22 protein-coding genes and 1 pseudogene are annotated in these 24,813 nt (G+C 60.1%); 13 read left to right on the forward strand and 10 right to left on the reverse strand.

Annotated features, from left to right (window positions below; translation table 11 throughout):
- Nucleotides 1–200: 200 nt before the first annotated feature.
- The 4 genes from phnD (at nt 201) to ACHHRT_RS02085 (ending at nt 5,232) form a co-directional block, all read left to right on the forward strand.
- On the forward strand, nt 201–1,106 hold the full coding sequence (gene phnD, locus ACHHRT_RS02070; RefSeq protein ID WP_395497197.1) for a phosphate/phosphite/phosphonate ABC transporter substrate-binding protein: 906 nt from the start codon (nt 201–203) through the stop codon (nt 1,104–1,106).
- On the forward strand, nt 1,096–1,920 hold the full coding sequence (locus ACHHRT_RS02075; RefSeq protein ID WP_395497198.1) for a phosphonate ABC transporter ATP-binding protein: 825 nt from the start codon (nt 1,096–1,098) through the stop codon (nt 1,918–1,920). The genes phnD and ACHHRT_RS02075 overlap by 11 nt, the downstream gene beginning before the upstream one ends.
- The gene (locus ACHHRT_RS02080) at nt 1,920–3,890 is read left to right on the forward strand and encodes a PhnE/PtxC family ABC transporter permease (RefSeq protein WP_395497199.1); all 1,971 of its coding nucleotides are present in this window, start codon (nt 1,920–1,922) and stop codon (nt 3,888–3,890) included. The genes ACHHRT_RS02075 and ACHHRT_RS02080 overlap by 1 nt, the downstream gene beginning before the upstream one ends.
- A gap of 136 nt (nt 3,891–4,026) precedes the next feature.
- The gene (locus ACHHRT_RS02085; RefSeq protein WP_395497201.1) at nt 4,027–5,232 is read left to right on the forward strand and encodes a rhodanese-like domain-containing protein; all 1,206 of its coding nucleotides are present in this window, start codon (nt 4,027–4,029) and stop codon (nt 5,230–5,232) included.
- 86 nt (nt 5,233–5,318) lie between these two features.
- Here ACHHRT_RS02085 and ACHHRT_RS02090 read toward each other — a convergent pair whose 3' ends face one another.
- A complete protein-coding gene (locus ACHHRT_RS02090; RefSeq protein ID WP_395497202.1) occupies nt 5,319–5,864 on the reverse strand; it encodes a hypothetical protein in 546 nt (181 codons plus the stop codon).
- A gap of 283 nt (nt 5,865–6,147) precedes the next feature.
- Here ACHHRT_RS02090 and ACHHRT_RS02095 point away from each other — a divergent pair, with 283 nt between their 5' ends.
- The 5 genes from ACHHRT_RS02095 to nfo all read left to right on the forward strand — a co-directional run bounded on the left by ACHHRT_RS02095 (nt 6,148) and on the right by nfo (nt 11,153).
- Entirely contained in the window at nt 6,148–6,588 is a 441-nt protein-coding gene (locus ACHHRT_RS02095) for a rhodanese-like domain-containing protein (RefSeq protein ID WP_395497204.1), read from the forward strand.
- A 5-nt stretch (nt 6,589–6,593) separates the two neighbouring features.
- The gene (locus tag ACHHRT_RS02100) at nt 6,594–8,444 is read left to right on the forward strand and encodes a VTT domain-containing protein (RefSeq protein ID WP_395497205.1); all 1,851 of its coding nucleotides are present in this window, start codon (nt 6,594–6,596) and stop codon (nt 8,442–8,444) included.
- 210 nt (nt 8,445–8,654) lie between these two features.
- On the forward strand, nt 8,655–9,599 hold the full coding sequence (locus ACHHRT_RS02105; RefSeq protein WP_395497207.1) for a P-loop NTPase: 945 nt from the start codon (nt 8,655–8,657) through the stop codon (nt 9,597–9,599).
- A gap of 14 nt (nt 9,600–9,613) precedes the next feature.
- A complete protein-coding gene (locus tag ACHHRT_RS02110; protein ID WP_395497208.1) occupies nt 9,614–10,267 on the forward strand; it encodes a helix-turn-helix domain-containing protein in 654 nt (217 codons plus the stop codon).
- A 37-nt stretch (nt 10,268–10,304) separates the two neighbouring features.
- Nucleotides 10,305–11,153: a deoxyribonuclease IV gene (gene nfo, locus ACHHRT_RS02115; protein ID WP_395497209.1), complete on the forward strand. Its 849-nt coding sequence runs from the start codon at nt 10,305–10,307 to the stop codon at nt 11,151–11,153.
- On the opposite strand, the gene tsaB is transcribed toward nfo, so the two are convergent.
- The 9 genes and pseudogenes from tsaB to rpsB form a co-directional block, all read right to left on the reverse strand.
- The gene (gene tsaB / locus ACHHRT_RS02120) at nt 11,129–11,815 is read right to left on the reverse strand and encodes a tRNA (adenosine(37)-N6)-threonylcarbamoyltransferase complex dimerization subunit type 1 TsaB (RefSeq protein ID WP_395497210.1); all 687 of its coding nucleotides are present in this window, start codon (nt 11,813–11,815) and stop codon (nt 11,129–11,131) included. The two genes, nfo and tsaB, sit on opposite strands and share 25 nt — an antisense overlap.
- Before the next feature lie 30 nt (nt 11,816–11,845).
- Nucleotides 11,846–12,919 carry an RIP metalloprotease RseP gene (rseP, locus tag ACHHRT_RS02125; RefSeq protein WP_395497212.1) on the reverse strand — a complete coding sequence of 358 codons (1,074 nt, stop codon included), beginning with the start codon at nt 12,917–12,919 and terminating at the stop codon, nt 11,846–11,848.
- A gap of 2 nt (nt 12,920–12,921) precedes the next feature.
- Nucleotides 12,922–14,127: a 1-deoxy-D-xylulose-5-phosphate reductoisomerase gene (locus tag ACHHRT_RS02130; RefSeq protein ID WP_395497214.1), complete on the reverse strand. Its 1,206-nt coding sequence runs from the start codon at nt 14,125–14,127 to the stop codon at nt 12,922–12,924.
- Between the two features lie 3 nt (nt 14,128–14,130).
- Entirely contained in the window at nt 14,131–14,925 is a 795-nt protein-coding gene (locus ACHHRT_RS02135) for a phosphatidate cytidylyltransferase (protein ID WP_395497215.1), read from the reverse strand.
- Nucleotides 14,925–15,665, reverse strand: a complete 741-nt coding sequence (locus ACHHRT_RS02140; RefSeq protein WP_395497217.1) for an isoprenyl transferase — start codon at nt 15,663–15,665, stop codon at nt 14,925–14,927. Before ACHHRT_RS02140 ends, ACHHRT_RS02135 begins: the two co-directional genes overlap by 1 nt.
- Nucleotides 15,665–16,219 (reverse strand): ribosome recycling factor, encoded by a 555-nt coding sequence (gene frr, locus ACHHRT_RS02145; protein ID WP_395497219.1) that lies wholly within the window; start codon nt 16,217–16,219, stop codon nt 15,665–15,667. Before frr ends, ACHHRT_RS02140 begins: the two co-directional genes overlap by 1 nt.
- Nucleotides 16,220–16,242: 23 nt before the next feature.
- The gene (gene pyrH, locus ACHHRT_RS02150; protein WP_395497221.1) at nt 16,243–16,968 is read right to left on the reverse strand and encodes a UMP kinase; all 726 of its coding nucleotides are present in this window, start codon (nt 16,966–16,968) and stop codon (nt 16,243–16,245) included.
- Nucleotides 16,969–16,971: 3 nt separating this feature from the next.
- A pseudogene (tsf, locus tag ACHHRT_RS02155) lies at nt 16,972–17,577 on the reverse strand (translation elongation factor Ts); the annotation flags it as partial.
- 44 nt (nt 17,578–17,621) lie between these two features.
- The gene (gene rpsB / locus ACHHRT_RS02160) at nt 17,622–18,413 is read right to left on the reverse strand and encodes a 30S ribosomal protein S2 (RefSeq protein WP_395497223.1); all 792 of its coding nucleotides are present in this window, start codon (nt 18,411–18,413) and stop codon (nt 17,622–17,624) included.
- 341 nt (nt 18,414–18,754) lie between these two features.
- Between rpsB and ACHHRT_RS02165 the strand changes: the two genes are divergently transcribed.
- The 4 genes from ACHHRT_RS02165 to ACHHRT_RS02180 all read left to right on the forward strand — a co-directional run bounded on the left by ACHHRT_RS02165 (nt 18,755) and on the right by ACHHRT_RS02180 (nt 24,781).
- Entirely contained in the window at nt 18,755–20,194 is a 1,440-nt protein-coding gene (locus tag ACHHRT_RS02165) for a sigma-54-dependent transcriptional regulator (RefSeq protein WP_395497225.1), read from the forward strand.
- 293 nt (nt 20,195–20,487) lie between these two features.
- A complete protein-coding gene (locus tag ACHHRT_RS02170) occupies nt 20,488–21,645 on the forward strand; it encodes a sulfite exporter TauE/SafE family protein (protein WP_395497226.1) in 1,158 nt (385 codons plus the stop codon).
- 192 nt (nt 21,646–21,837) lie between these two features.
- A complete protein-coding gene (locus tag ACHHRT_RS02175) occupies nt 21,838–22,674 on the forward strand; it encodes a phosphate/phosphite/phosphonate ABC transporter substrate-binding protein (RefSeq protein WP_395497228.1) in 837 nt (278 codons plus the stop codon).
- A 16-nt stretch (nt 22,675–22,690) separates the two neighbouring features.
- A complete protein-coding gene (locus tag ACHHRT_RS02180; protein ID WP_395497229.1) occupies nt 22,691–24,781 on the forward strand; it encodes an ATP-binding protein in 2,091 nt (696 codons plus the stop codon).
- Nucleotides 24,782–24,813 lie beyond the last annotated feature (32 nt).

A 24,813-nucleotide genomic window follows, 5' to 3' on the forward strand; every position in this document is an offset into this window, starting at 1 on the left:
CCTTATCTCAACCTCCTTTCCGCCCCACTCCCCCAGCCGTTTTTGCCCCAAATTGGTTTTATCTATTATCTGCTCCAGTAACTATTTTCATTACCTATTGGCCGGGTATCGGCTGGGTTGGTTATATCACTTCGTGCGAGTTGATCGCCGGAGTGGTTCGGCGGCTTTTTAATATCAGTTTTCCCCAGAAGGAGTTCGTCATGCCCATTAAATTCTTGTTCTCAATACTCATTGCCTTGGTTGTGGCCCTGGGCGCGCTGGCTGTTGTCGTCCCTGTGGTCCAGGCCGCCAAGGCGCCGGCCAAGCTGACCATTGTTGCCATTCCCGATGACAGCGCCGAAAACATGCGCGAGTTTTTCGGCTTGATCGCCCGCCATATCGAGGCTGCCACCGGCATTCCCACCGAATATGTTCACGTGGAGAATTACGCGGCCACCGTCACCGCCCTGGCCACCGGCCGGGCTCAACTGGCTTGGTTTGGCGCGGTGACCACCGCCCAGGCCTATATGATGATGGGAGATGAACTGGAGGTGGTGGCGGCCCGGGATATCGACAAGGCGTTTATCAGCTACTTCGTGGCCAATGCCGATGCCGGCATCGGCCCGGTTAAGGATCTCAAGGAGCTGGCGGAACTGGCGGCGGGTAAAAACTGGACCTTCACCTTCGGCAGCAAAAGCAGCACCTCCAGCCATCTGATGCCCCGCAGCTTCTTTGCCGAGCAGAGCGGTAAACGCCCCGAGCAGGTTTTCCGCACCGTGGCTTACAGTGGCAGCCATGATGTGGTGGTGCAGAAGGTGGCCAACGGCGAATTCCACCTGGGCGCCCTGGGGCAGCCCCCCTATGACCGGGCTTCCGAGGCGATCAAGGCCAGGGCCCCGATTATCTACACCACGCCCAAGTTTACCAACTACTGCTTTGCCACCCGCAAGAGTCTGGGCCGGCAAACCATCGACCGGATCCATGCCGCTTTGCTTGGCCTGCATGAGTCGGAGGAGGGCAAAAAGGCCCTGGGCTATCTCAAGTCCCAAGGTTTTGTCGATGCCGACATCAGTGAATGGATGGGCTATGTGGAGCTGCTCAAATCCGGGGTGGACATTGGCAACTGATCCCCTGCCGCCGGCTTTCCGCTTACGGGAGGTCGGCAAGAACTTCGGTCGCCAGCGCGTTCTGGACCGGATCACCTTCACCATCGAGGCGGGTGAACGGGTGGCGATTATCGGTCCCTCCGGGGCCGGCAAAACCACCCTTTTTCGTTTGCTCTGCGCGGTACTGCAACCCGACGGCGGCGAGATCAGCGTTTGGGGTCAGTCCTCGGTGGGGTTGCGCGGTCGGGCCCTGCGCCGTCTGCGCCGGGATATCGGGGTGCTTTACCAGTCCGACAACCTGATTCCCCAGTTGCGGGTGGTCCATAATGTACTGATGGGCCGGTTGGGCCACTGGTCACTGCCCCGGGCCCTTTTCTCCCTGCTCTGGCCCCAGGATCTGCCGGCGGCCCGGGCGGCCTTGGCCCGGGTGGAGCTGGCGGATAAAATATGGGCCATGCCCGGGGAGTTGTCGGGGGGGCAGCAGCAGCGAGTGGCCCTGGCCCGGCTGCTGGTTCAGCAGCCCAAAGTGATGTTGGCCGATGAGCCGGTCAGCCAGCTTGATATTCGCCTGGGCCGGGAAATCATCGAGTTGCTCTCCTCCCTTGCCGGCGCCATGGGTAACACCCTGCTGGTTAATCTTCATACCCTGGAGCTGCTGCAAGGCCACTTCCAGCGGGTGATCGCCCTGAAAGAGGGGCGCCTTTTCTGGCAGGGCCCCCCGGAACAACTGAATCGGGAGGTGTTGCGGGAGCTGTACGGCACCGAATATCAGGCCCTGGATTTTGAGGGCGAGTTAGCCCCGGAAACCCCGACCAGGGCCCCGGCGACCGCTTGATGACACAAGGGCGTTCTGAACCGCTGGGGACCTGTAACGTCCCGGGCCGCGGCTTACGATCAAAACCCGATTTCCGCCCGGATCTCGACGGGGGAAAACGGCCGTGGGGGGTCTGGGGGGCGATCTTCACCCTGGCGGTGCTGCTGCTGGCCGCCTTCACCGCCGCCGAGTGGGATTTCACCTCTCTGACCGATTCCACCCAGCGCCGTCTGGCCCTGGGGCGGATGGGAGCCTGGCTGGCCGCTTTTGCCAATCCCGACTTCAGCCCTCAATTCCTTCGCCACAGCTGGGCCCTGACCCTTCAAACCCTGTCGGCGGCGGTGATCGGCACCTTTCTGGCGATTATCGCCGCGGTGTTGTTGGCCATGGGCTCCTCCCGGGCGGTCAGTGTCGGAGAGGAAAACCTGAGCGGCTGGCGGCGGGATTTTCCCCTGCGTCGACCGGCGGCCCTCTTCTGCTCCCTGTGCCGGATCAGCCAGGATATCCTGCGGGCGGTGCCCGATTTTGTCTGGGCGGTGATTCTGGTGGCGATCATCGGCCTGGGGCCGTTGACCGGGGCTCTGGCCCTGGCTCTTAATATCACCGGAATCCTGGCCAAGGTTTACAGCGAGCTGTGGGATTCGGTGGAGGAGGGGGTTTACGAACAGGTTCGGGCGGTGGGCGGCGGTCGTTTGGCCGTACTGTTTTACGGGATCGGGCCGTTGGCGGCCCGCAGCGTGCAAAGCTTTACCCTGATGCGGGCCGAATGCGCCATTCGCAACGCGGCGGTGATCGGGGCGGTGGGCGGGGGTGGCCTGGGCTCCGACATCTGGTATCAGATCCAGTTTGGGGCCTGGTCCAAGGTGACCACCCTGCTGCTCTTCACCCTGGCCCTGACCCTGACGGCCGATCTGGTCAGCAACTTCATTCGCCGGCAGTTGCGCAGCGATCCCAACCATCCCCGGGCGGTCAAAGATCATCCCCCGGCCCGGCAACTGCTGCGGGGATATGTGGCGGTGGGGGTGGCCCTGGCCATTGTCGGCTGGTCTTTCTGGTTTATGGGTTGGGGCAATAACGCGCCGCCGGGCCAGGAGCGGCGCAATTTTCTGCTGCCGGCGGTGGAGTTGGTCTCCGGCGAGGCCTGGCGTAATATCACCTTTTTTGAGCGGATGCTGCGTCCGGAGCTGGATCTGGCGGCCCTGGGGATCGGTGATCGGGAGCAGACGGCGGCCCGGCGCCAGGCCGGCACCGCGGTCCTGCTCTTTTCCGATTATGGACCGCTGTCGTTTTGGCGGCCGGCGGCCTGGCGGGCCTGGGAGGCGCAGTTGAACCACTGGTTCGGCTGGCGGGTGATCAAGTCGGCGGCGGTTCCCCTGGCCATGGCCCTGGTCGGCACCCTGGTCGGAGTGCTGGCCGCCGCCTGGCTGAGCTACCCCCACTCCATCTCCTTCATGTGGGAAGCGAACCAGTTCACCGGGGAAGCCACCCCCTGGTGGCTAAAGCTGCTACGGCTTTTGCAACTGGTGCTGGCCCGGCTCGTCGGCTTGATCGCCCGGGGGGTGCCGGAGGTGATGTGGGCCTTTCTCTTTATCGCCTTTTTCGGCCCCGGGTTGCTGGCCGGGGCCATGGCCATCGCCATTCACAGCGCCGGGGTGCTGGTGCGGGTGTTCAGTGAAAGTGTGGACAATATCCCCTATCGCCGCTTCGAGCAGTCCTTCGGCGGCTCCCGGGCGGCCTGTTTCGGCCTGGTGGCGGTCCCGGTGGCCTGGCGGGACTGGCTGACCTACTCCTTCTTCCAGTTCGAGGCCAATGTCCGGACCGCCGTGGTGCTGGGGATTGTTGGGGCCGGGGGACTTGGTTTCCAGTTCAGCTTCAATTTCGAATGGTTCCGCTTTGAGCGGGCCGCCACCTATCTGCTGATGATCATCGCCTTAACCATTATCATCGATCGGATCTCCCGGCTGTTACGCTTTTCCCGGGTCAGCCGCTAGTATAGTTTTATCAAATAAGAAAAATTAAATTTATAAATATTATCTATTTGATCAACCGCTCTCGGTCATGGGATACATTCAAAACCACGAAAGAATGGTCATTCGTGGCAGCTATCAACCAAATGAGGAGGGTTCTATGATGACGTATCGCCATGCTTTGAGCAGCGCCCTGGTACTGCTCGCCCTGTTTTTCACCGTGGGTTGCTCCACCACTCCCGCCCCGGCGCCGACCCCGGCGGCCGCCGGCCACACCCGGATGGTGGAACAGGATCCCAAGCTGAGGATCACCACCGCTGAAGTGATGGAGCTTTTCAGCCAGGTCTATGGCGACCAGGTGCTGGTCAAGGCCACCCTGGACCGCAATGATCGTTTTCTGCTGGTTGACACCCGTCCCCTCGGTCGCTACCAGGAGGGACATGTCCCTGGGGCCATCCACATGACCCCAGGTGAGGTGGCCGCTAAAATTGATCGGTTGCCCCGGGATCGGATGGTTATTTTCTACTGTGGCGGACTGGCCTGCCCCCTGAGCAGCCAGGCGGCCAAAGCCGCCTTGGAAAAGGGACTCACCAATGTGCGGGTCTGGTATGAGGGTGATCCGGGCTGGCACCAGGCCGGTGGCTATATGATCTCCGAAACCGGTTATGTTTACCATATGATGACCCAGAGCGATGAGCAGAATTTTCAGCTCATCGACTCTCGCCCCAGTGCCGTTCATCGTAAAGCCTTTATCCCCGGTTCGGCCTCCATTCCCATCCAGCTCTGGGACCTGAAGAAGAGTCTGTTGCCCAACGACCTCAACACCAAACTGATCTTCTACTGTGGCGGTCACGCCTGCCCCCACAGTCACAACTCGGCCAAGAAAGCCAAAGAGATGGGCTATAAGTGGGTCTCGGTGTATAGCGCCGGGGAACCGGAGTGGAAGCGGGAGGGTCTACCCCTGTGGGGCAACGAGCCCAGTGGCGTGGTTGACGTGGCCACCGAGTTGCCCACCGCCCCCGGTGGGCTGCCGCGCACCATCAGCGGCCCCGATTTTAGCAAGCTGCTGAAGGAATCCCCCAATGACGTGGCGATTCTGGATGTGCGCAGCGCCGGTGAGTTTGCCGCCGGCCATCTGCCGGGAGCGATTAATATTCCCGACGATCAGTTCCATGCCAACTATGAGCAGTTGGTCAAGAAAGTACCCACCGGTAAGAGAGTGATTATCCATTGTGTGACCGGGATCCGGGCCGGTGGTGTCTATCACGCCATCGCCACCCGGGGAGGTTACGACAATCCCAAAGGGATTCAGTATCTGGATGCCTCCATGTTTGTCAATTCCGACGGTACCTTCGAGATAAACTAATTTGGACGAGTAAAGCTGAAAACGTAAAAGCCCGCCGGATGGCGGGCTTTTACGTTAAGGCATGATGTGGGAAAGAGGGAGGAAAGTTAGCTTCGGCAGGAGCTTTCCCGGCAGAGACCACGAAATACCTGGCGCAGGGTTTCCTGGTCGATCTTCTCCAGCAGGGCTTCCTCGTAGGGATCGTAAGCGGGGTCATCTGCCAGGGCGAACTCCAGGAGATTCTCCTCCTCGTCCTCCTCATCGGTGTCATCAGTCAGGGCGTAATCAGTCAGGTCAACCAAACGGTCGCTGCGCTTGAGCGCTTCCGTATCCAAGGTTGTTTCCCGTTGCTTTTCCAGCCAGAAGTGACACTCGTCGTGACTGCCGATCCAGGCCAGGATCAGACAGTCATCGTCATGGACGGTGATCAGACGATAGCCGCCGCTGAGATCGTACTTGCGGCAGTTACTCAGGCGCATCTCCCCGAATTTGGTCTCTTTGTGCCTAAGATCATAGAGGGAGGTCGCACTATCACCCAGCATGGCGATAATGGTTCCGGCCTGGGCCGCCACCATATTGCCTTTGCGGCCCGAGAGCTTCAATTTGCTGAGTTGGCGCATGAAACCTTTGGTTTGATATATTTTTTTATCCATACAAGGGATTATCTAATGCATATATGCTATATGTCAAATCGGTAATTCTTATTTTAAAAGGTGTTGGTGATCGCCACTGCAAATTCCTCCCGCCTCAACCGAGAGCACCAGTTTATATTGATAATTGCGATAATTTCCTGGGTTTAACATCCGCCTTATCAATTGGACTCGATCCACTAAAACGACTATTTTTATCGGCTAATTGCCCCAGGGGGGGTACTCGCTGGAGCCCGGTAATGATCGATTGAGTGGATAAATTGTAAAAAAACTAAAGGGGGGGTTAATGATGTTCAAACACGCGGTTTTGGTTGGCCTTTTTCTGCTGGCGGTGGGGGTGGGCAGCGCCCAGGCTTTTCTGTCCATTTTCAGCGGCGGTTATCAGTATATCAGTGCCGAAGAGCTCAACAAACGGATCGAGGTCGGTGACGCCATGGTCCTGCTTGATATCTGCCCGGCCGACGAGTTTGCCGCCGGCCATATTCCCGGCTCCATTGAAACCAACGCCTATCCCACCCAGACCGACGAGGAGCGGAGCCGTTTGAACAAGGGACTGGCGGCCCTGCAGGCCGGCAACGAGGATATCATCATCGTTTGTCCCGGCGGCGGGGGTGGGGCCCGGCGGACCGTCGACTACTACAAAGCCCAGGGGGTCGATGAAAAGAGGATGTATATCCTCCAGGATGGCCTCAAGAAGTGGCCCTATAAGAAGGTGCCCAAATCCTGAGTTTGATGAATTCCCGCAATGGTAAAAAGATTGCCCTGGCCCTGGTGGTTGCCCTCCTGGCCGGGGCTTTTTTCTGGTTCGATCTCCATCACCAGCTGACCCTGGAGAGCATTCGGGGGTTCCAGGAACAGGCCGGAGAGTTTTACGCCCAACGGCCCCTTCTGGCCATCGCCGGCTTTGCCGGGGTCTATCTGCTGGTGGTGGCCCTCAATCTGCCGGGGGGGGCTCTGCTGGGGTTGTTGGCCGGCGCGGTTTTCGGCGTGCTGGTGGGCACGGTGGTGGTCTCTTTTGCCAGCACCATCGCCGCCACGCTGGCCTGCGCCCTAAGCCGCTATCTCTTCCGCGACCTGGTGCGGTCTCGGTTTCCCCAGGTGGTGGCCAGGGTTGATCGGGGGATGGCCCGGGAGGGTTCCTTTTACCTGTTCTCCCTCCGCCTTATCCCAGTGGTCCCCTTTTTTGTGATCAACATGGTGATGGGGCTGACCGCCATCCGCCTGCGGACCTTTTACTGGGTTTCGCAGTTGGGGATGTTGCCCGGCACCCTGGTTTTTGTCAACGCCGGCAACGAACTGGGCCGGCTGACCTCCACCGGGGAGATCTTTTCTCCCCGGTTGGTCCTGGCCTTTGCCCTGCTGGGCCTGCTGCCCCTGGCGGCTAAAAAGCTGCTTAACTACTATCGCGCCCGGACCCCGGAAGCGGAGAAACTGCCGACCGGCGGGGTGGCGGCGGCAGGGCCGGGGGAGAAAGAACTTAGAATTCAGGCTCAATCCCTGGCCTCGGGTTGCACCGCCTGTGGAGCCTGTGCGGTTCGTTGCCAGTTTCTTAAGCGCTCCGGCCTTCCCGGCGAGATCGCCAACGCTTTTTTAGCCGGTAAATCCCTGGCCGACCCTTTTGCCTGCAGCTTATGCAACCTCTGCACCACGGTCTGTCCGGAAAAACTGGAGCCCGGCGATTTTTTTCTGGCCTTGCGCCGCGGGATCGCCGACCATTCGGGATGGGACAGTCGTCCCTATAAGAGGATTCTCAGTTACGAACGGCTGGGAAGCTCGCCCCTGTTCAGCACCGAATATCTGCCCCCAGCCTGCCAAACCGTCTTTTTCCCCGGCTGTAACCTGCCGGGAACCAGGCCGGAGAGCACCTGGCAACTATTCCGCCGTTTACAGGAGCAAATTCCCGCTCTTGGACTGGTGTTGAACTGCTGCCACAAACCCTCCCACGACCTGGGCCGCTGGCAATATTTCTCCGACCAATTCGGCGCCCTGCGCCGGCGGCTTTATGACTCCGGGGTGCGGGAGATTTTGCTGGCCTGCCCCAACTGCTACAAGGTTTTTCTCAACCATGGCCGGGAAGTGCGGGTCCGCAGCGTCTGGGAGGTGCTGGCGGCCGGGGTCGAGCAGCAGGGGCCGGGACCGGTCGGGACCACGGTGACGGTCCATGACCCCTGTCCCCTGCGTAACCTGCCGGAGTTGCAACGAGCGGCCCGAACTCTGATCGCCGGGCAGAACCTGGCCATCAAGGAGATGCGCTCCGCCGGGGCCCGCACCCTGTGCTGCGGCGAGGGTGGTGCGGTGGGTTTTATCGACCCCGAACTGGCCGCCGCCTGGGGGACTCAGCGACGGGAGCAGGCCAATGGCTTGCCGGTGGTGACCTATTGCGCCGGCTGCGCCGGTTTCCTGGGCCGAGCCGGTCTGCAAACCATCCATTTGGCTGATCTTTTGGCCGAGCCCGCCCAGGCCCTGGTCGGGAAGGCTGTGGTTGCTACTCCTCCCCGGACCTACCTTAACCGCTTGCTTTTGAAATACCGCCTTGGGCGGTTACCCAAGAACCCTTCAGCCGCCGATTCTCCCAAGCCCTAACCCCAATATCTGGTCAGCGGCTCCCCATATCGCCGGATCGCCATCTCTCCGAACTTCCGGTTGACAACCCTGCCGCCAATCGCTAAAAGGTAAATTCTGACCCAGATGTCCGGAATTAGCTTGCCTGCCCTTGGCATTCTGCCATTTACCATGGGCCGGCGGCAGCACGGCCGGCCCATGGTAAACCGGCCCGGAGCCTTAGGAGGTGGGATGGTCGAGTGCCAGAAGAATTTGCGGAGCAAAGAGATCTGGGCCATCGGCGGCGGCAAGGGGGGGATCGGCAAAAGCCTGATCATCGGTAACGCGGGGATCACCCTGGCGCGGCTTAATAAAAAAGTTCTACTGGTGGACGCCGACCTGGGGGGCGCCAATCTGCACACCACCATCGGGATGGGGTTACCGGAGGTTACCCTCTCCGATTTTCTCAAGCGCCGGACCGAGAAGATCCAGGATGTGGTTATTCCAACCGGGATTCCCAACCTGAGCATCATCAGCGGCGCCCGGGACATTCTCGACGCGGCCAATCCCCATCATGCTCAAAAAGAGCGTCTGCTCAGACAACTGAACACCATTGACGCCGATTACATCCTGCTGGATATCGGAGCCGGTACCTCCTACAATATTCTCGATTTCTTTCTCTTCTCCAACCATGGCGTCCTGGTGGTGCTGCCCGAGCCCACGGCCATTGAAAACGCCTATCGCTTCATCAAAAGCGCTTTTTATCGGCGATTCCGCAAGATTGTCCGCAATCGGCAGCTCAAGGAGCTGGTGGACAGCGCCAAGGATCAAAAAAACACCATGGGGATCCGAACCCCGTATGATCTGATTAAGCACGTAAAAATGGTTGAGCCGGCGGCGGGGGAGCTGCTGGAGCTGGAGATGCGGAAGTTCAAACCCAAACTGATCGTCAACCAGGCGCGCGGCAAGGAGGATATCCAGGTCGGTTTTGCCATGCGCAATGCCTGTGAGACCTTTTTCGGCATCAGTCTGGAGTATCTGGGCTATCTTGAGTATGACGACTGTATCTGGCGGTCGGTGCGGAGCAATCGACCGCTGGTCTTGGAGTATCCCGGCTCCGGGCCCGTGCGCTCCATCGAGAGTATCGTGCGAAATTTGCTTGGAGGAGAACAGCTGGTCAGCGGTACCAATTACTGAACAGGGAGTTGCTGATGCTCAATAGGATGGCGGAACTGAATCATTATGAGCTTCTGCAGGTGGATCCCGGCGCCAGCGCCCAAGAGATCCGCCAGGCCGGTGAGCGGATGCGGAGTTACTACAGCCCGGACTCCCTGGCCATCTATTCTCTCTTTTCCCGGGAAGAGATCGAGCGGATCCGGCAGCGGATCGACGAGGCTTACCGGACCTTGATCCAGCCGGAGCGGCGAGAGAGCTACGATGCCGGCCTGCGGGGCGAGGGGGGCAAGGAAGGGGGCGGGCAATATCGGTCGGCCCCGGCGGCCCCGGCCAACGTCGCAGTTGAAATGTTCTCCTGGGGAAAGGGGGAGCCCGCTTCGCCGCAGCCGGCAATGCCCAGCCGGCTGAACCCCGCCCCGGCGGCCATCGGGGAGTTTTCCGGCTCAATTCTGCGAGGCCTGCGGGAACAGCGTAATTTATCAATCCGTAATATCGCCGATATTACCAAGATAAGCCCCCGCTATCTGGAGTATATCGAGGAGGAGAGATTCCGACTGCTCCCGGTTCGTCCCTACCTCAGAGGTTATCTTACCCTTTACGCCAAGGCCTTGGCCTATGAGCCCGAGCGAATTGTCAGCGATTATCTGAAACGCTATGAAACGGCCATGGCGACAACGGCCAGGCCATGATTTTTAATCGACTTTTTTATAAGCGAGATCTGTAACGATGAAATATGTCGGGGCCCATGTTTCCGCCGCCGGGGGCGTGCAGAACGCGCCACTTAATGCCAAAGCGATCGGGGCCACCGCCTTTGCCCTGTTCACCAAAAACCAGCGACGCTGGGTGGCCAAACCCCTTGAGGCGGCGACCATCGCCGCCTTTCGCGAGAACCTGGCGGCCGTGGGCATCGCTCCGGAACACGTTTTGCCCCACGACAGCTATCTGATCAACCTGGGTCACCCCGAGGCCGAGGGGTTGGCCAAATCCCGAACCGCTTTCCTTGATGAAATGCGGCGCTGTGCAGAGTTGGGACTGGTGACCCTCAACTTTCACCCCGGCAGCCATCTGCGGCAGATCAGCGAGGAGGAGTGCCTGCGGCGGGTGGCCGATTCGATCAACTGGGCCTTGGAGCGGAGCCGGGGAGTCACGGCGGTGATCGAAAACACCGCCGGCCAGGGCAGCAATGTCGGTCATCGCTTTGAACACCTGGCGGCGATTATTGCCCGGGTCGATGATAAAAGCCGGGTGGGGGTCTGTCTGGACACCTGTCACAGCCTGGCCGCCGGGTACGATCTCCGTACCCGGTCCGGCTGCCAGGCGGTTTTTGCCGAGTTCGATCGGGTGGTCGGTTTCAACTACCTGCGGGGAATGCACCTCAATGATGCCAAGTCGGAGTTGGGCTCCAGGGTGGATCGCCATGCCAATCTGGGCCAGGGCCGGCTGGGGCTGGAGGTTTTTCGCTATCTGATGAACGATCCCCGTTTCGACGATATCCCCTTGATTCTGGAAACCATTGATGAAACCAGATGGGCCGAGGAGATCAGCATGCTCTACGGCCTGGTGGAGGGGAGCTGAGCGTCGGAGGGGCGGATATAGAGGGGAACGGCTCGCCCCGGATCGAGAAACTGCTGCTGCTGCCAGGCGGCAAGGGCCAGGTGGCCGATGGCGGCGGCCCGGGGAAAAAAGAGGGCGGGGGAGGCGAAATGGGCCAGGCTCCCCAGCTTCTCCTGGAGTAGCGGGCGGTAGAGTTGAGCGCCACTGCCGATCAGCAGGGTGGGGGTGGTGATCCGGTCGACCAGGTCGGTCGGGGGGATCGCCAGATATTCTTCCAGCCGCTGGAGCTGATCTCCCCCATCATAAAAGCCGGCAAAAACCTCCTGTTTGCGGGCGTCGATCAGGGCGCAGATCGGGTAGGGGGAGGGCAGGACCTGGTCGGCCAGGGCATCCAGCGAGCTGATCCCCAGCAGCGGCTTGCCGGTGGCCAGCGCCAGTCCCTTGGCGCTGCTGAGGCCGATCCGCAGCCCGGTGAAGCTGCCCGGGCCCAGTCCCACCGCGATCCCGTCCAACTCCGGCCAGGTCACCCCATCTTCGGCCAGCAGGCGAGCCACCGCCTCCAGCAGGCGGCGGGAATGGGTGCGGCTTGACTGCAGGGAGTGTTCGGCTCGGCAACCGGTCTCGTCCACCAGGGCGACGCTGCCGCAACTCCCCGAGGTTTCCAGGGCCAGCAGTATGGGCATCTATTCCTTCCTTTGCCTAGCGCTGCAAGTTCATCCGTTGAACAAGCGCATGATATCATTGTAGAAAACGAAGAACATCAGAGCGATCAACAAAACCAGTCCCACCTGCTGGGCCAGCTCCCGCACCTTCATGCTCACCGGTCGGCGGGTGAGGGCCTCGACGGTGAAAAAGACCAGATGGCCACCGTCCAGCACCGGAATCGGCAGCAGGTTGAGAATGCCCAGGTTGATGCTGATCAAAGCGATAAAGTAGATGAAGTTGATCCAGCCCACCTCCATCTGCTGGCCGGCCAGCTGGGCGATCAGTATCGGCCCGCCCAGCTCCGAGGCGGGGATGATCTGTTGGAACATTTTGACGATGGCCACCAGGGTCAGCCAGATCAGGCTCCAGGTCTGCTCCAGGCCGGCCATCACCGCCCCGGGCAGGGAAATCGGTTGATAGACCGTTTCGCTGCTGCGGGTAATCCCCAGCATGTAGCGTTGCCCCACCACTTCGCCGAAGATGTTTTTCACCTCCTGTTTGGCCGGAACCCCCGCCGTTGCAAAAACCTCATCACCCCGCCGGACGCTGATGGCCACCTCCCGCCCTTCACTGTCGCGGATCAGGCGGGAAACATCCTCCCACTCCTCGGTGGCGACCCCGTTGACCGCCAGAATGATATCCCCCTGCTCCAACCCGGCCGCCGCCGCCGGTGAGTCGGCGGCGACTTCGCCGATGGTGGTCCCCGGGGCCGGGTGGGGCATCCCCACCGCCGCGAAGATCAGGAAAAAGAGCAGCACCGCGAAGGCCAGATTGAAAAAAGGGCCGGCGGCGACGATGATGAAGCGCTGCCAGACCGGCTTGGTGGCGAAACAGCGATCCCGATCGGCGGGGTCGGTCTCATCGCCGGGATTTTCCCCCAGCATATTGACATAGCCGCCCAGGGGGAAGGCGCTGATCTGATATTCGGTTTCCCCCACCTTGCGGCCCACCAGCCGGGGACCAAAGCCCAGGGAAAATTTCAGGACTTTGACCCGGAAAAGTTTGGCGAAGAGAAAATGGCCCAGCTCATGGACGAAAATAAGCAGTCCCAGCACGATGATGAACGAAATAATGCTATTCATGGTCAACTCTTTTTTTGTTGGCGGCGATTATCGGTTTTGATCATCAAGGCCTCAACCACCGATTCAGCCAGCATTCGGGCGGCGAGGTCCATGGCCAGCACCGTGGCGATCCGGTCGGCCTCCTTGAATTCCGCCCGGCTCAAGGTCTCCGCCACCACCAGGGCGATCTCGGGAAAGCGGATCTTGCCGGTGAGAAAGGCCTCCACCGCCACTTCGTTGGCGGCATTCAAGGCCGTCGGCATGGTCCCCCCCCGCTTGCAGGCCTTATATGCCAGTTGCAGGGCGGGAAAACGTTCGAAGTCGGGGGGAGAGAAGCTGAGATCGCCGCATTTGCTCAAATTGAGTCGGGGCAGACCCAGCCGAAGCCGTTCGGGGTAGGAGAGGGCATAGACAATGGGGATCCGCATGTCGGGAATCCCCATCTGGGCCACCACCGAACCGTCGATATACTCCACCATGGAGTGGACGATGCTTTGGGGGTGAACCAGGACCTCGATCTGCTCCACCGGCACGCCGAAGAGCCAATGGGCCTCGATCACCTCCAACCCCTTATTCATCAGAGTGGCGGAATCGATGGAAATTTTACGACCCATGGACCAGTTGGGGTGGCTCAGCGCCTGTTCCGGGGTGACTTCCCAGAGTTCCCGGGCGGCGGTGTTGCGAAAGGGGCCGCCGGAGGCGGTGAGGATCAGGCGGTGGATATCCTGGTGGCGGCCGGCCTCCAGGGCCTGGGCGATGGCATTGTGTTCGCTGTCGATGGGGAGCAACTGCACCCCCTGGCGGGCCACCGCCTTCATCACCAGGTCTCCGGCCATCACCAGGGTTTCCTTGTTGGCCAGGGCGATATCCTTGCCCGCCTCAATGGCGGCCATGGTCGGGGTCAGGCCGGCGGCGCCGACAATGGCGGAAACCACCAGGTCGGCTTCGGCCAGCCTTGCCACCTCTTCGTTGCCGGAGCGGCCCACCAGTACCCTCTCTCCCCAGCCCCGGGGCAGGCTCTGGATCAGATCGCCGGCCAGGGTTTCGTCAGCCACCGATACCAGCAGGGGATGAAAGGCTTCGATCTGGTCACGGAGCAGCTTGATATTGTTGCCCGCCGCCAGGCCCACCACCCGAAAACGGCCGGGATAATGGCGCACCACTTCCAGGACGTTGCAGCCGATGGAACCGGTGGAGCCCAGCAGGGAGATATTTTTGCTTGAGGTCATGGTCTAGTTGCCCAGCAGCAGCAGGTAGTAGAGCAAGGGGGCCACCAGCAGCAGTGAGTCGATCCGGTCGAGAATGCCGCCGTGGCCCGGGAGCAGGCGGCCGGAATCCTTGACCCCGGCTCCCCGTTTGAGCAGGGATTCGGTCAGGTCCCCGACCACTCCCGCCAGGGAAAGGATAAAAGCAAAAAGCAGGGCCTGCAACAGGCTGATGGTCGGGAAAAAGAGCCAGGTGGCCAAACCGGTCACCGTCAGGCCGGCCAGGACCCCCCCCAGCAGACCCTCCACCGTTTTGCCGGGGCTCAGGGCCGGGCAGAGCTTGTGGCGGCCCAAGGTGGTGCCGGCGTAATAGGCCCCCGAATCGGCGGCCACGGCGATCAAGCCGGCGATGATCAGCCACTCACGTCCCAAGGGCATGGCCATCAGGAGCGGGAAATGGGCCAACAGCAAGGCGGGGTAGAATACGGCAAAAACCGACCGCATCAGAAAACCGTGGGGATCGGTCAGGCCGGCGTAACGGAAAATGGTCAGCAGAATCAGGCCGGCCAGGGCGGCCATGGCGGCGGCCCCGATCAGGGCTGGACTGCCAGTGACGGCGGCCAGAACCGGCAGCATGGTCAGGGCAAGAAACAAGGGGCGCAGGCCGGCCTCGCCCCCTTTAACCAGCAGGATCAGCCCATATTCCCGCAGGGCGAGGAGGGCCAGCAGGCAGATCACGCTCCAGAACAGCAGGGGTGGGGCGTAAAGCAGTAGCAGCAGCCAGGCGATGCCGATCACCACCCCGGTTAAAATCCGTTGCATTACGCCTGCTCCCGGTCGTTGACCTGTTCGCCGGTACGACCAAAACGGCGCTGGCGCTGCTGGTAGTCGGCAATTGCCGCCAGGAAATCTTCCCGGCCAAAATCGGGCCACAGTACCCTGGTGAAGTACAGCTCGCTGTAGGAGAGTTGCCAGAGCAGGAAATTGCTCAATCTGGCCTCGCCGCCGGTGCGGATCATGAGGTCGGGGTCGGGGAGGCCGGCACTGTCCAGCTGGGCGCTGAACAGCTCTTCGCTGATCTCTTCGGGTTGGAGACAGCCCTGGGCGACCTCCCGGGCCAGGTGCCGGGTGGCCCGCAACAGCTCGTCGCGGCTGCCGTAACTGAGGGCCAGATTAAGAATCAATCCGTCATTGGCCGCGGTTTTGGCCATGGTCTTTTCCAGAATCCGGCGGACCTTGGGGGGCAACCGTTCGATCCGGCCACAGGTCCGCAACTGGACCTGGTTTTGCAACATCTTGTCCAACTGACTTTCCAGATAGGTCTGCAGCAGTCCCATCAGGTTTTCCACCTCGGAGCCGGGGCGCCGCCAGTTTTCGGTGGAGAAGGCGTAAAGGGTAAGGGCCTTGATCTCCAGTTCGCGGGCGCATTTGACCACTTCCTGGACCGAGCGAACCCCGGCCTGGTGGCCCATGATCCGGGGTTTTCCCTGTTGGCGGGCCCAGCGGCCATTGCCATCCATGATGATGGCGATATGGCGGGGCAGCTGGGACTGATCGAGCATCAGACTTCCATCATCTCTTTTTCTTTATCGGCCATGATGGCGTCGATTTTGCCGATGAAAGCGTCGGTTTCCTTCTGGGCTTCATCCTGCAGGCGGAAGAAATCATCTTCGGGCAACTGCTTGTCGGCCTTAAGTTTTTTAAGGGTATCCAAGGCGTCACGGCGGGAGTTGCGGATCGCCACCCGGTACTCCTCGCTGATCTTCTTTACCTGCTTGACCAGCTCTTTGCGCCGCTCTTCGGTGAGCTGGGGGATGCTCAGGCGGATCACCTTGCCGTCGCTGCTGGGGTTGAGGCCGATATCGGAGGCGAAAATCGCCTTTTCAATCGCCTTGAGCTGCTGGGTGTCCCAGGGTTGAATCACGATCATCCGGCTTTCGGGGATGGTGAGGGTGGCCACCTGGTTAAGCGGCATGGAGGAGCCGTAAGCCTCCACCTTGATGCCGTCCAGCAGACTGAGGGAGGCGCGGCCGGTGCGGATGCGGGTCAACTCACGGCGATAGGCCTCGAGACTCTGCTCCATTTTTTCGGACATCTCCAGAATCACTTCATCCATCGCTCTCACTCCTTGGGAATCTTTTACTTGATCAGGGTTCCGACCTGTTCGCCGCTCACCGCCCTTTTCATATTGCCCGGAACGTTCATGTCGAAGACCATGATCGGGGTGGCGTTGTCCATGGCCAGGGAGATTGCCGCCGAATCCATCACCTTCAGGCGACGAGTCAGGACCTCCTCAAAGCTCAGGGTGTCGAAACGGACGGCATCCTGGTGACGCAGGGGATCTTTGTCATAGACCCCATCGACCCGGGTGGCCTTGCAGACCAGATCGGCCTTGATCTCCAGGGCCCGCAGCATGGCGGCGGTGTCGGTGGTGAAGTAGGGATTGCCGGTACCGGCGGCGAAGATCACCACCCGGTCCTTGTTGAGATGGTGATGGGCTTTCTGGCGGGAAAAGGACTCACAGACCGAGGGCATGTCGATGGCCGACAGCACCCGGGCCGCCACTCCCCGCCGCTCCAGGGCGTCGTGCAGGGAGAGGGCGTTGATCACCGTGGCCAGCATGCCCATATTGTCGGCGGTGGCTCGATCCATGCCGGCGGCGGAGCCGGCCATCCCCCGGAAGATGTTGCCGGCCCCGATCACCAGTCCTACCTGGACGCCCAGGGCGACAATCTCCCGGATCTCAGCGGCGAGATAGTTGAGGACCTCGCCGCTGATTCCATACGCCTGCTGGCCCATCAGGGCCTCGCCGCTCAGCTTGAGCAGCACCCGCCGGTGGGGGCTGTTTGCGGAATGGCTGGTCATCGCTTACCCGATCTGGAACCGAGCGAAGCGCTTAACGGAGATGTTTTCCCCCAGTTTGGCGATCAACTCGTTGAGCAGGTCCTGGATGGTCAGGTCGGGGTTTTTGACATACTTCTGTTCCATCAGGCAGACATCGGCATAATACTTTTCAACCTTGCCGCTGATGATCTTGTCGAGGATATTTTCCGGTTTACCGGAATCAAGAGCCTGCTGCTTATAGATGTTGCGCTCCCGTTCCAGCAGATCCGCCGGCACCTCTTCGCGCTTGATGGCGATGGGGGCGGAGGCGGCGATATGCATGGCCACGTTTTTGGCGAACTCCTGGAAATCGCTGTTTTTGGCCACGAAGTCGGTTTCACAGCCCACTTCGACCATCACCCCGAGCTTGCCGCCGGCATGGATATAGGTTTCCACCACCCCTTCACTGGTGGCCCGGTCGGCCCGTTTCTTGGCTACGGCCAGACCTTTCTGGCGCAGGAAGTCGATCGCTTTTTCCATGTCGCCGCCGGTTTCAGCCAAGGCCTTTTTGCAATCCATCATCCCCGCGTTGGTTTTATCGCGGAGTTCTTTGACCATCTGGGAAGTAATCTGCACGTCTTTCTCCTTTTTTGAAAAGAGCTGTTCACTTACAAGCTGTTATGTTTGGCAATCGATTAACCCTGGATCGGGGTTTCTTCCTCCGCCGGAGCGGCGGCGGCGACCGCGATTTCGTCGGCCTTGTCGGCGGCGGCCTGCTGGGCCATGGCGTGGTTCTCTTTCCCGGCCAGCACCGCGTCGGCCATGCGGGAAGCCACCAGCCGGATCGATTTGATGGCATCGTCGTTGCCGGGGATCAGGTGATCAATGCCGCTGGGGTCGCAGTTGGTGTCGGCGATGGCCACCACCGGAATCCCCAGGCGGTTGGCCTCTTCCACGGCGATGTTTTCGCGTTTGGGGTCAACCACGAAGATGGCGGCGGGCAGCGACTTCATCTCTTTGATCCCACCGATGTTACGCTCCAGCTTCAGGGACTCCTTCTGGATCATCAGAATCTCTTTCTTCTTGTAGCGGTTGATGGTGCCGTCTTCCTGCATGGTGGTGTAGTTCTTGAGCCGGTCCACGCTTTTTTTGATGGTCTGATGGTTGGTCAGCATGCCGCCCAGCCAGCGGTGGTCGACATAATGCATCCCGCAACGGGCCGCCTCCTCCCGGATGATCTCCTGGGCCTGGCGCTTGGTGCCGACGAAGAGGATGCTGCCGCCCTGGGCCGCGGTCTTGGCCATGAATTCACAGGCCTTGTTGAACAGGGGCAGGGTTTTGTCCAGGTTGATGATGTAGATGCCGTTCCGGGCTCCGAAGATATAGGGTTTCATCTTGGGGTTCCAGCGGCGGGTCTGGTGGCCGAAGTGGAGGCCGGCTTCGAGCATTTCACGCATGTTGACTTTGGGCAGTTCTGCTTGGGACATGATTTCTCCTTACAAATATGATTTTGGTTGATCCTCCATTCCTTCTCCCAACCCATAAATTCAAGGGCACCAGAGGGGATCGCCGTCGCGCCGTTTGCTTGTTGGCTGCTCGGGCGGCGGAATGTGTGAAGTAAAAAACCCGCCTACTCTACAGTAAGGAGGGGCCTTTTGCAAGATTGAATCAAGCTTTTCGCAGCGGCGGTGGTGAATTGTCCCCTGTCCCCCTGGTGGCGACCGATATTAACGGATGTTTCAGGTAAATTGCGGAGGAGGGGGTGGGTGTGGTAACCTGCTTTCTGCCCTGTTGGGGTAAGGCTGCGAAACAGTGACAGAGGGAACTTATGACCCTGGGTTTTAATGATGGTGATGGCACTGATGATCGGCCCCGGCTGCTGCTGGTGGATGATGATCCGGACATGCTGACCATGCTTGCCCGTCTGGTCAAGCGTAAATGTGATTGTCTGGTGCAAAGCACCTCCTCGGGTGAGGAGGCCTGTGAGCTCCTGGCCCAGTGGCGGCCCGAGGTGATCATCACCGATCTCAAGATGCCGGGGCTGGACGGCATGAGCCTGCTGCGCAAGGCCAGGGAGCTCAATCCCGGCGTTTCGGTGATCGTGATGACCGGCTACGGCAACGTCGAACTGGCGGTGCTGACCCTCAAGGAGGGGGCCTATGACTTCATTGAAAAACCCTTCGATCAGGAGCGGATTATCCACAGCCTGAAGCGCTGCCTGGAAAGGGTGAGGCTGCTCAAGGAAAACCAACGGCTGCAGCAGCAACTTGGCGCTCAAACCGCGTTTCCGGGCTTTCATGGCAACTCCAGCCGGATGCGGGAGGTTTTTGAACTGATCAACAAGGTGGCCGATACCGATGTTACGGTGTTGATCCGGGGCGAGTCGGGTACCGGCAAGGAGTTGGCCGCCCGGGCTCTGCACGCCAAAAGCGCCCGGGCCGCCAAGCCGTTTGTGGCCGTCAACTGCCCGGCCTTACCGGCGGAGATCCTGGAAAGCGAGCTTTTTGGCTATGTGCGCGGGGCCTTTACCGGCGCCGGCCATGACAAAAGGGGGCTGTTTCTGGAGGCCCAGGGCTCCACCCTGCTCCTGGACGAGATCGGGGATCTGCCCTTGGCTCTGCAGACCAAGTTGCTGCGGGTCCTGCAGGAGCGAGAGATCATGCCGTTGGGGCAAACCAAAAGCATGGCGGTGGATGTAAGGGTGCTGGCCACCACCAATCAGAATCTCGAGGAGAAGATCCGCCGGGGAGATTTCCGCGAGGATCTTTTCTATCGGCTCAACGTGGTGCCGCTGGTCATGCCCTCCCTCCAGGAACGCCCCGAGGATATCCCGCTGCTGGCTCACCATTTCCTGGAAAAGTATGGTGCCGAATATGACCGTGAGGGCCTTTTCTTTTCCGAGGAGGCCCGCCAGTTCCTGCTGCGGCGGCCCTGGCCGGGCAATGTCCGTGAGATGCAGAATGTGATCAAGCGGGCGGTGCTGCTGGCCACCGGCGAGGAGATCTCCCCCGGTGAGCTGGGTTGTGGGGGGAAGGCCAGGGAGGAGTGCTGGGGGCCGGCCACCCTGGGGCAGCTCCCTTACAACCGGGCCAAGCAGGAGCTGGTGGCCGGCTTTTCCCGGGCCTATCTTGACTGTGCCCTCCAGCGCAGTGGCGGCAACGTGACGGCCGCGGCCAGGGCCAGTGGCCTGGGACGGCAGGCTTTTCAACGACTGCTGCGCCGTTTCGGCCGCTCAACTGACCAATCCTCCAACGGCAATGACCAGTAGCTGGGTTGCCTCTTTTCTGTTGCACCGCAACGTAATGGTTGCACCAATAACTCTCCCTGCTTGGATGATAACGAAACCCGCTCCCCGGGATCTCCTTTTATCCTGTTAAATTTGCGCAATACATAAAAATGGCTCTGTTTAATTAAAAGAGGGATAAGCCGCCGAGTGGCGGCACTGTTCTTGCTAGGTCCAGTTGGCGGGCAGCCGCCTTTCCCGCGGCTGCTGATTGGTTTCGGCAGGGCAAAAAAGACCTCCGCGGGTCCGGGAGGCGCAACCAAACAGGGAGGAGTGTTATGCCAAAAAAAGTTTTGTTAACCCCGCTGCTGGCCATGGTGATTTTACTGACGGTGCTGGGAGGGCTGGCCTTTGGTGGTGATGACCGGTTGGCCGAGACCATCAGCCAGGGCATCACCACCGGCGCCATCAACGCCGAGGCCGAAAGCGGCTATCTGGGTATTCCCGGGGGACCGCAGATCAACCTGGTCCTGGCTTTCTTCTGGGCCATCTGGGTGGGCTGGATCTTTTCCACGGTGGGGGCCTTTGGTGGAATCATGGCCGGTATCGGCCATATCTCCATCTATGGTCTGGGTAACTATGCCAGCGGTTTCAGAGAAAGCGCCCCAAACCTGAACAAAACGGTAACCGACTCGATTCGGGTCTCCAACCAGTTCATGGTGGGCTTCAGTGCTTTGGTTTCAACCTTTAACTATCTCAAGCTGGGGCGGCTGGTCTGGCCGGTCGGCCTCTTCCTGGCCATCGGCTCCATTGCCGGCAGTTACCTGATCCCCACCCTCACCGCCGGCAAGGTTTCATTCCGTGAATATGTGGGTTACTTTGGTGTTTTCGTGCTGGTTCTCGGTATCTATATGCTTTACGAGACCACCCCCGCCGGGGCCAAAAGGAAGAAGAAGGCCAAGGAGGCGGCCAACGCTTTCGAGGCCACCATGAAAAGAAAGCGGGCCGGGGAAAAGGTGGATACCAGCGAGCTTGGCGTCAGGATGAACAAGTGGAGCCTGGGCAAAATATCCTTTAACTTTTACGGGGTGGAGTTCTCCTTCAGTCCGCTGCTTCCCATTGTCGGCGGGTTCGTGATCGCCGCCATTGCCGCTTTTCTGGGGGTTGGCGGTGGTTTCATGCTGGTTCCTTTTCTGACCAGCGTTACCGGCCTGCCCATGTACCTGGCCGCCGGCACTTCGGCCATGGCGGTCGTGATCGGGATGATCACCAGTATCCTGAGCTATCTGGCGGCCGGAGCCTTGGTGCACTGGCCCCTGATCGGAACCCAACTGGTGGGAATTTTTGTGGGCTCGATGGTCGGTCCCCGGACCTCCCAGTATATTCCGGATAAAATCCTGACCCGGATCTTTATCGTTATTGCCTTCTACGTTGGCCTCAACTTCATGGCCCGGGGTTTCCTGGGGAAAGACCTGATCGGTCTTCTCTTCGGCTAGAGGCAGGCTGATTCGTCCACGGGACAACATCTATCCTGAACGTTCGGCAGTGATCGTGCCGCCGAACGTTCAGGTCTGGTAATTAACTGATTAATGGGGATAACCGTGGCCGTTCGCCGGATCCTGTCACTGATATGCCTTGTCCTGCTGCTGGCTTTACCCGGTTGCGAGGATCGCCCCGCGCCTTTGAAGGTGGATCTCAGCGTGCGGGAGGAGATCAGCCCGGAAGCGCGACAACCGGTGATCACTTATGCCTATCTACCCCAGTATTCGCACACGGCATCATTTGAGCGGCATCAGGCGCTGACAAAGTATCTGGCCGCCACCACCGGCCTGAATGTCCGGCAGGTTTTTCCGGAAAATTTTCAAGAACATATGCAGATGCTCGCCCAGGGCAAGATCGATATCTCCTACGCCAACCCCTTTGTGCACGCCCTGGCCGTCGAGCGTCACGGGGCCGGAGTGTTTGCCAAGATCATCGAATTGACCGGGGAGGCCACCTTCGGCGGGCTGATCATCAGCCGGCGGGATAATACCGAAATCGCCAGCCTGGAAGATTGCCGGGGCAAGCGCTGGATTGCGGTGGATCAGTTTTCCGCCGGCGGCTACCTGTTCGGGTTGGTGCACTTCATCGATCACGGCCTCACCCCTGGAGATTTCGCCGAAATCGCCTTCGCTCCGGGGCCAGGCGGCAAACAGGAGAGCGTGATCCTGGGGGTCTATTTCGGCCACTACGACGTGGGCACGGTACGTGAGGGGGCTTTGGAGCTGCTGGCGGACAAGATCGATCTTGCCCAGATCAGGGTGCTGGCCCGCACCCCGCGTTATCCCGGCTGGAGTTATGCCGCCCGCCCGGGGTTGGCGGAAGAGGTGGTGGAGCAGATCAAGCAGGCCATGCTGGCCCTGGATCGCGGGAACCCCGACCATCGGCTGATCCTGGAACAGGCGGCCATGGACAGGATAGTCTCCGCCTCCCCCGAGGATTTTCAACCGGTGCGCGACCTGGTGCACCGGACCGGACTCCAGTGAGGTTGATGGCTAATTGATGCGGATCATATGGCGTTTTCTCACCCATCTCTCCTTCCAGGCTAAAATCAGCCTGGGGCTGGCCCTGATCATTATCTGTTTCGGGCTGTTGCTGGGCGCCATGAGTTATGCCATCAGTTCCCGTACCGTTCTGGATGAAACCATCAAACGGGGCCAGATTCTGGCGATCAATCTTTCCGCCCGGTCGACGGAATCGATTCTGGCGATGAACTTTTTGCGCCTCACGGTGCTGGCCACCGAGATCACCCAGCTCGGCGAAGAGGCGGATATCTCCTATGCTTTTTTTCTGGACCGGGATGGCCAGGTCCTGGCCCACAGTTTCCGGGCGGGATTCCCGGTGGCCCTGCTCAAGGTCAACCCGGTGGCGGATGATCAACCCTACGCGGTCCGGTTTCTCGATACCGGCGATGAGCGGCTCTATGATTTTGCCGCCCCGGTTATGCTGGGGGAAACCCGCCTGGGCACAGTGCGGGTAGCGCTCTCCTACAGCTCGGTAAAGGCCTCCCTGGATCGGCTGATGAAGATCAGCGTCACCATGACCCTGGGGGCAACTTTGCTGGCCCTGATCGGCGGCGGTCTGTTTGCCCGCACCGTGACCAAGCGAATTAATGCCCTGCGAACCTCGGTGGGCAACGTGGTCAAGGGCGACCTGGATGTGCGGGTCAGCAGTTCCCTGGACCGCAACTGCTGGGAGATCATGGATTGCCGCCAGGAGAACTGCCCGGCTTACGGCGACCGGCAACGGCGCTGTTGGTACGTGGCCGGCACCCTCTGTCCAGGCTGTGGAACCGGCGAATTTCCCGACAAGGTCGTCAACTGCCTGAATTGTCTGGTGTATCGGCGTAACGTTGGGGATGAGATCCAAAGTCTGGCCGAGTCGTTCGACTACATGGCCTGGAGCCTGAAGAACCATATCGACGAACTTTCCCGCTCTGAAAAAAGATTGAGCAGGCAGAAGCAACTGTTGAAAACCATCCTCGATGTCACCCCCGATCTGGTCGCCCTCCAGGATGAGAAGCTGGTCTATCTGGCGGTCAACAAGGCTTTTTGCCGTCACCTGGGCCGGGAGGAGGATGAGATCGTGGGTCTTACCGACTTTGATATTCTGGGCCCGGAACAGGCCGACCGCAATTTCCATGAGGACCGTCAGATTCTCCTGACCAAAACCCCCCTCTCCAAGGAGATCATGACCAGGGGGGGGGAAGGCAAGAAGTGGCACCACGTGGTCAAGGTGCCGGTGATCGAGAATCAGCGAATCATCGGCCTGCTCTCCACCGCCCGGGATATCACCGTGGTTAAGCAGTACCAGGAAAAGCTGATCCATTCGCAGAAGATGGAGGATCTGGGCCGGCTGGCCGGCGGGGTGGCCCATGAGATCAACACCCCGCTGAGTATTATTCTGGGCTATGCCCAACTGCTGCTCAAGGATATTCCGCCCGATGAGCCGGTGGCCCAGGATGTGGCGATCATTGAAAAACAGACCCAGGCCTGTCGGAAAATTGTTGCCGATCTGCTCAGTTTTTCCCGGGGGACCGATCAGGCCCGGGAAAAGCTGGATATCAACCGCTCCATCCGGGAGGTGGTGGATCTGGTGGAGCAGATTTTCCGCCAGAACCGGATTGTTATCCTGGCCAACCTGGATGAACAGATTCCCCCCATCTTCGGGGACCGGGAGCGGCTGCGCCAGGTCTGGATGAATCTGCTCAACAACGCGGCCGACGCCATCGGCACCGACGGCTGTATCGCGGTGAAGACCAAGCTCTGCCCCCATCGCCGCCGGCTGGTGGTTTCGGTGGCGGATACCGGGACCGGCGTTGCCGAGGAAGATCTCGATAAAATTTTCGAACCTTTTTTTACCACCAAGGCGGTGGATAAGGGTACCGGGCTGGGACTTTCGGTGACCTTCGGGATCATCAAGGATCATGGGGGCCGGATCACCGTACTCAGCCCAGTTCCCAGTGAATACCTGGATTTTACCGGAGATTGTGAGCATGAACCCGGGCCGGGCACAGTATTTTTTGTGGAGTTGCCCCTGGAGGGTGAAACCCTGCCCGATGATGAATGTATCGAAATTCCCAAGAAAGGGTAACGTGCCTTGGTCCCGGGCTTCGGGATTCCGGG

Origin of the sequence: Desulfurivibrio modestus, assembly GCF_044068625.1 — a bacterium.
In the GTDB taxonomy this organism is placed as follows: Bacteria; Desulfobacterota; Desulfobulbia; order Desulfobulbales; family Desulfurivibrionaceae; genus Desulfurivibrio.

What these genes read in the sequence shown, in the direction of transcription:
- rpsB (WP_395497223.1), bottom strand. Translation starts at nt 18,413, where the DNA reads ATGTCCCAAGCAGAACTGCCCAAAGTCAACATGCGTGAAATGCTCGAA.
- ACHHRT_RS02110 (WP_395497208.1), top strand. Translation starts at nt 9,614, where the DNA reads ATGCTCAATAGGATGGCGGAACTGAATCATTATGAGCTTCTGCAGGTG.
- ACHHRT_RS02090 (WP_395497202.1), bottom strand. Translation starts at nt 5,864, where the DNA reads ATGGATAAAAAAATATATCAAACCAAAGGTTTCATGCGCCAACTCAGC.
- phnD (WP_395497197.1), top strand. Translation starts at nt 201, where the DNA reads ATGCCCATTAAATTCTTGTTCTCAATACTCATTGCCTTGGTTGTGGCC.
- ACHHRT_RS02140 (WP_395497217.1), bottom strand. Translation starts at nt 15,665, where the DNA reads ATGCTCGATCAGTCCCAGCTGCCCCGCCATATCGCCATCATCATGGAT.
- ACHHRT_RS02130 (WP_395497214.1), bottom strand. Translation starts at nt 14,127, where the DNA reads ATGACCTCAAGCAAAAATATCTCCCTGCTGGGCTCCACCGGTTCCATC.
- ACHHRT_RS02105 (WP_395497207.1), top strand. Translation starts at nt 8,655, where the DNA reads ATGGTCGAGTGCCAGAAGAATTTGCGGAGCAAAGAGATCTGGGCCATC.
- nfo (WP_395497209.1), top strand. Translation starts at nt 10,305, where the DNA reads ATGAAATATGTCGGGGCCCATGTTTCCGCCGCCGGGGGCGTGCAGAAC.
- ACHHRT_RS02135 (WP_395497215.1), bottom strand. Translation starts at nt 14,925, where the DNA reads ATGCAACGGATTTTAACCGGGGTGGTGATCGGCATCGCCTGGCTGCTG.
- ACHHRT_RS02170 (WP_395497226.1), top strand. Translation starts at nt 20,488, where the DNA reads ATGCCAAAAAAAGTTTTGTTAACCCCGCTGCTGGCCATGGTGATTTTA.
- ACHHRT_RS02180 (WP_395497229.1), top strand. Translation starts at nt 22,691, where the DNA reads ATGCGGATCATATGGCGTTTTCTCACCCATCTCTCCTTCCAGGCTAAA.
- ACHHRT_RS02080 (WP_395497199.1), top strand. Translation starts at nt 1,920, where the DNA reads ATGACACAAGGGCGTTCTGAACCGCTGGGGACCTGTAACGTCCCGGGC.
- pyrH (WP_395497221.1), bottom strand. Translation starts at nt 16,968, where the DNA reads ATGACCAGCCATTCCGCAAACAGCCCCCACCGGCGGGTGCTGCTCAAG.
- tsaB (WP_395497210.1), bottom strand. Translation starts at nt 11,815, where the DNA reads ATGCCCATACTGCTGGCCCTGGAAACCTCGGGGAGTTGCGGCAGCGTC.
- ACHHRT_RS02100 (WP_395497205.1), top strand. Translation starts at nt 6,594, where the DNA reads ATGAATTCCCGCAATGGTAAAAAGATTGCCCTGGCCCTGGTGGTTGCC.
- ACHHRT_RS02095 (WP_395497204.1), top strand. Translation starts at nt 6,148, where the DNA reads ATGATGTTCAAACACGCGGTTTTGGTTGGCCTTTTTCTGCTGGCGGTG.
- ACHHRT_RS02085 (WP_395497201.1), top strand. Translation starts at nt 4,027, where the DNA reads ATGATGACGTATCGCCATGCTTTGAGCAGCGCCCTGGTACTGCTCGCC.
- frr (WP_395497219.1), bottom strand. Translation starts at nt 16,219, where the DNA reads ATGGATGAAGTGATTCTGGAGATGTCCGAAAAAATGGAGCAGAGTCTC.
- rseP (WP_395497212.1), bottom strand. Translation starts at nt 12,919, where the DNA reads ATGAATAGCATTATTTCGTTCATCATCGTGCTGGGACTGCTTATTTTC.
- ACHHRT_RS02165 (WP_395497225.1), top strand. Translation starts at nt 18,755, where the DNA reads ATGACCCTGGGTTTTAATGATGGTGATGGCACTGATGATCGGCCCCGG.